This is a genomic window from Corallococcus sp. AB038B, from assembly GCF_003668955.1.
GTDB lineage: Bacteria > Myxococcota > Myxococcia > Myxococcales > Myxococcaceae > Corallococcus > Corallococcus exiguus.
Map to the genome: position 1 here is coordinate 1 of NZ_RAWO01000036.1, position 4,164 is coordinate 4,164.

The window sequence follows — 4,164 nt, forward strand, 5'->3', positions numbered from 1 at the left end:
CCCGATGGGGCCCGACTGCCTCGACCACTGCCGCAGGGGCCCAAGCACCTTGCATCTTTAAACGTGAAACTGCGCCGCGCGACCCGCCGAAACACACTGCTCTATTTGCATGTTATATCTTGCAACTCAGAGAGGGGGCTGATATTACTTCCCTGCCGGTTGGGCAGCGCCCACCGGCCCGAGAGGGCGAACCTCCTCGGTAACTCCGGCCCCAAGCCGGAAAGGCATCCCGACATGTTCCGCACTGCCGTCACTGCCCTCCGCGATGAACTCGTGTTGTCTGGTCTTCGGCGCTGGCTCAAGGAAGCCGCCTCCATCACGACCACCGCGAGCGAACTTGCCTACGGCATCGGTTACGAGCTGCCCCACGCTGGGGAAACCTCCCAGGCCTGTGCCCTTGTCGGCTCCGTTCTCAAGCAGACCTCCGGCATCTTCGCGCACACGGCCAACAGCATCCCGACGCCTCGCCACCCGGGCCTTACACCCCTCGCGCAGCGCCTGATCAATCGCGGCGTCTCCCGCGTCGAACTGCACAAGGCCGCAGACCACGCCGAGAAGCTGGCCAAGCGCCTCCGCATGGACGCCGTCCACGCGGGGAGCGAGCTGCCCAACGAATACGCCACCTGACCTTTCCTGCCTCTTCCACCGCAACCGGAGGCCCTTCGGGGCCTCGCCCTACCTCCCGACCGCCTATGCCCCGCGCCCGTAAGCCGAAGCTCCCGACCGAGGAGCAGCCGCCCGCCATCCAGCAGCCCGCCGCCGTCACCCCGCCGCCCGCCATCCAGCAGCCCGCCGCCGTCACCACGCGCACCAACCGGAGCCCCGCAATGTCCCAGCCCTCGAAGCAGCTCTTCAACGTCGTCCGTGTCGAGAAGAAGGACAACGACCCGAAAAACTACTACCGCGAGGTCGGCACCCTCATGGTCCGCGACGACGAACGGTCCGGCGTCCTCTGGCTCAACATGCTGGCCGGTGACTTCCCGTTCTTCATCAAGACGCCCGAGGAGGGCCGGGGCTCCAGCTCCAACTTCAAGGGCATCATCTTCAACGTCACCCGTCCCGAGAAGTTCCAGAAGCCCGGTCAGCAGGAGGGAACCAAATACAACGAGATTGGCACCTTCATCCTCCGGGAGAGCCGCGAGAACGGCGCGCTCAAGCTGAACCTGTTTGAGGAGGAGTACGCCGTTTTCCGCCGCGAGAAGAAGACCGACGAGAACCAGCAGTAGCCCTGTCGCCCACGTGGCCGGAGCGGCTCCCCCGCTCCGGCCCCCTTCCTCTGGTGTCCACATGCCCGCGCGCTCCGAGACTGCCGCCCTCGCCTCTGACCTCCTGTCCCCTTCCGCTGCCGACGTCTTGAAGGACCTCTCCGAAGCTGAACGCGTCATTGACAGCGTGCTCCGCGCAATCTCCGCGTGCATCGTCGCTGGGGACGCCGCTCAGGCCGTGGGCGACACGAAGAGGCTTGCCGAGTGCCTGGAGGACGGCCATCGCCGCGCCGTCCGCCTGAATGACTGGAGCGAGCAGCGCCGCAGACTTGCCAACGGCCTGCCCCGCGCCTGCAACGCTGTCCCTACTGCCCACGCCGTCTACGATGCGCTCGCTCACCTCGAAAAACTCCTGTCCGAAGTGGAGCACCAAGCCACGCGCTGGGACGAGCTTGGGCACCCCGACCGCGCCGAAGTGAAGCGCTCGAACCTTCCGCAGTACCGCCGCGCCCAGGAGCTGCTCACCGCCCGCCTTGCGCGCCTCGCGACTGCCGCAGCAGCAGCCGCCCTCAGAAACTAGCCTGCATCTAGTTGCATGTTTTAACTTGCAAGTCAGATGGGCATTTGGTACTTACTACGCATCCGGTGGGCACACCACCGGTCCTCGGGAGGCGAACTCCCCAGGAAAGCCAGCCCAAAGCTGGAAGGAACACCACATGACCGCCGCCGCTCGCATCATCAAGTCCAGCGCCACGTCTGCCGCCGTCGCCATCGGCCTCCGCCCCGTCCGCATGGGGCGCGTCATCAAGGCCAACGACCCGCGCGCCCAGGCCGCGAAGCCCGCCGCCCCCCGTGGCATCCACAACGCCGACACCGAAACCGTTTTCGCGCTGCTCACCGTGGAGCTGGCGCTCCCCGCGCCCTCCCACTGGACGGAAGCCGACCGCCGCTACTGGCAGGCACGCGCCCAGGCCTGAACCCTCCTCGAGCCCCGCCCGTCCCTCTCTAGAGGGGCGGGTGGGCCTCTCAGGCCCTGCCCATGCCCGCCACGTTCACGCAGCAGCTCGCGACCGTCACCGTCACCTGGAGCGAGCACACCTTCACGATTCCTGACCTCTGCCCGAACCCGAAATGCAACGCCCCGCTTCTCGGACCTGGCGCCTCCTTCACCGAGCAGCAGTGGGTGATGTCTGATGCAGAGGTCTACGTCGAGAAGGACGACGGCCAACCTCCCGGCATCTATGCCCATGGTGAAGAGGGTTACTCCGACAGCGTCGTCTCCGTCGGGTACGAGTGCCTCCTTTGCCTCGAACCCATCTATTCCACCCACGACAGCAAGAAGGCTCCCGCCGTTCCTCCGTCCGCGCCATGAGCCCCCCAAGTCACAAGCAAATGGCCGCCCACGGCTGGACCCGCGTTGATCCACGCCCCTGGAGCAAACTCAATGCGCGCTGGCGCCACAGTGATGGATGGGGCCTCCATCACTGTGGGCACCCGACAGCGAACTACCCATGGGCGCTCTACGACGCTCAAGGCCGTATGCACCTCTCCGGCCTCTTCCACGCGAACACGACGCCCGTTTACGGCCGTGCCTTCGGCGACCTTGCCGATGTGCTCGCCTACGTCTCTTCCATGGGTGCGAAGGCCATTGAGCTGATGGACCGCGAAGTAGCCACCCGCCCCGACTTCGTCCGCTGGCTCGACCCATGACAAACCAGCTTGACCTCTTCTCTTCCTCCGCCCCCACAACAACCTCGGAGGAAGCCTGGACCGTGCCCCGCGTTGTTGAACTGCTCCTCGCCAACCAACAGCGCGGATGGAAGAAGGGCACCCGCACCCGCAAGTTCGACGTGATGACGCCCAACCGCTACATGCACGCCCTCGAATTGCTGGAGTCCGGTGCCGACCCCTTCGCGGTCGACATCGCAGTAAAGCTGATCAACGCCTCCGGGTGGCTCCAGAAGCCCGCGCTCGAAATCACCAAGGAGGACCTGTCCCACCTCTTCGACGAACGGCCCTGGGAGAAGCACCAGAAGCCGCCGCCGACTACGGCAGACCTCCCCGACGACTACGAGCCGCCCCGGGAGCCGCACCCCCTCAGCGTCAGCCCTCCTGATGAAGCACTTCCCCAGGAGGACGACGACCTCGACGACGACGAATGGCCCTGAGAGGGCCACCCGGCACCAGGCCCTTCGGGGCCTGGTGCCCTTTCGCACGTCCACGGCAGGAGAAGGGCGCTGCCCTCCTCCCGCACCCACCACCCGCTGGCCAGGAGGGAAACCCTCCTCCCAGACCCCACCACCCGGCCCGGGGCAAGCCCCGGATGGAAACGCCCGCGGGCGGGCGGTGTCGTGGCGGGGCCCTGCCCCAGCGGACCGGGCTTCCCTCCGCAAGCGTAGGTCGCCCTCGAGGCAAGCTCGCCGCCGGCGCAAGGCCGCGTCGTCCTGTCCCTTCCGTGTCCTGGCGGCACTCCAGCGGCACTCCTCGCGCACCACCTGGTGGTGCTCCGCCCGCACCGTCCACGCCCACGGCCGCTCCCATTCAATCCGGAAGGAGGGAACCCCTCCTCCCATGCCCTCCTCCCGGCCCGGGACAAGCCCGGGATGGAAACCGCCTGGAGCTCAAGGCGGTGTCGTCGCGCTGGCCCTGCCCCGGCGGACCGGGCTTCCCTCCGCAAGCGTAGGTCGCCCTCGAGCGCAGCTCGCCGTCGGCGCAAGGCCGCTTCGTCCTGTCCCTTCCGTGTCCTTCGGCACTCCAGCGGCACTCCTCGCGCAGCACCTGGTGCTGCAGCGCCCGCACCGTCCAATCGCTCCAGACGGCCTCTCAATGCCTCCAGGAAGGCTCTGCCTTCCCTCACCCATCCCGCACGCACGGCCAGACGCTGCCCAGGCCCGTCAAGGGTCCTCCGGCCCGCTCCGCGGCGCGCAAGCGCGCCCTTGACCGCCCTGGCCAGGTCCGG

The 4,164-nt window shown here is 67.3% G+C and carries 7 protein-coding genes; all 7 read left to right on the forward strand.

The annotated features are described in order from the left end of the window. Positions 1-234: 234 nt before the first annotated feature. The 7 genes from D7Y04_RS42350 to D7Y04_RS42375 all read left to right on the forward strand — a co-directional run bounded on the left by D7Y04_RS42350 (position 235) and on the right by D7Y04_RS42375 (position 3,373). Positions 235-627 carry a hypothetical protein gene (locus D7Y04_RS42350; protein WP_121763046.1) on the forward strand — a complete coding sequence of 131 codons (393 nt, stop codon included), beginning with the start codon at positions 235-237 and terminating at the stop codon, positions 625-627. A gap of 65 nt (positions 628-692) precedes the next feature. Next, positions 693-1,226, forward strand: a complete 534-nt coding sequence (locus D7Y04_RS42355) for a hypothetical protein (protein WP_121763047.1) — start codon at positions 693-695, stop codon at positions 1,224-1,226. Positions 1,227-1,287: 61 nt separating this feature from the next. Then, positions 1,288-1,785, forward strand: coding sequence for a hypothetical protein (locus tag D7Y04_RS42360; RefSeq protein ID WP_121763048.1), 498 nt, complete (start codon positions 1,288-1,290; stop codon positions 1,783-1,785). Positions 1,786-1,921: 136 nt separating this feature from the next. Then, positions 1,922-2,182: a hypothetical protein gene (locus D7Y04_RS42365; protein WP_121763049.1), complete on the forward strand. Its 261-nt coding sequence runs from the start codon at positions 1,922-1,924 to the stop codon at positions 2,180-2,182. A gap of 62 nt (positions 2,183-2,244) precedes the next feature. Beyond that, on the forward strand, positions 2,245-2,577 hold the full coding sequence (locus D7Y04_RS42370; RefSeq protein WP_121763050.1) for a hypothetical protein: 333 nt from the start codon (positions 2,245-2,247) through the stop codon (positions 2,575-2,577). A gap of 167 nt (positions 2,578-2,744) precedes the next feature. Continuing rightward, positions 2,745-2,915, forward strand: a complete 171-nt coding sequence (locus D7Y04_RS44750) for a hypothetical protein (protein WP_158627690.1) — start codon at positions 2,745-2,747, stop codon at positions 2,913-2,915. Between the two features lie 62 nt (positions 2,916-2,977). Next, the gene (locus tag D7Y04_RS42375; protein ID WP_121763051.1) at positions 2,978-3,373 is read left to right on the forward strand and encodes a hypothetical protein; all 396 of its coding nucleotides are present in this window, start codon (positions 2,978-2,980) and stop codon (positions 3,371-3,373) included. The last annotated feature ends 791 nt before the right edge of the window (positions 3,374-4,164 follow it).

Coding starts and splice junctions, on each gene's coding strand:
- D7Y04_RS42370 (WP_121763050.1), top strand. CDS start 2,245: ATGCCCGCCACGTTCACGCAGCAGCTCGCGACCGTCACCGTCACCTGG.
- D7Y04_RS42365 (WP_121763049.1), top strand. CDS start 1,922: ATGACCGCCGCCGCTCGCATCATCAAGTCCAGCGCCACGTCTGCCGCC.
- D7Y04_RS42350 (WP_121763046.1), top strand. CDS start 235: ATGTTCCGCACTGCCGTCACTGCCCTCCGCGATGAACTCGTGTTGTCT.
- D7Y04_RS42360 (WP_121763048.1), top strand. CDS start 1,288: ATGCCCGCGCGCTCCGAGACTGCCGCCCTCGCCTCTGACCTCCTGTCC.
- D7Y04_RS42355 (WP_121763047.1), top strand. CDS start 693: ATGCCCCGCGCCCGTAAGCCGAAGCTCCCGACCGAGGAGCAGCCGCCC.
- D7Y04_RS44750 (WP_158627690.1), top strand. CDS start 2,745: ATGCACCTCTCCGGCCTCTTCCACGCGAACACGACGCCCGTTTACGGC.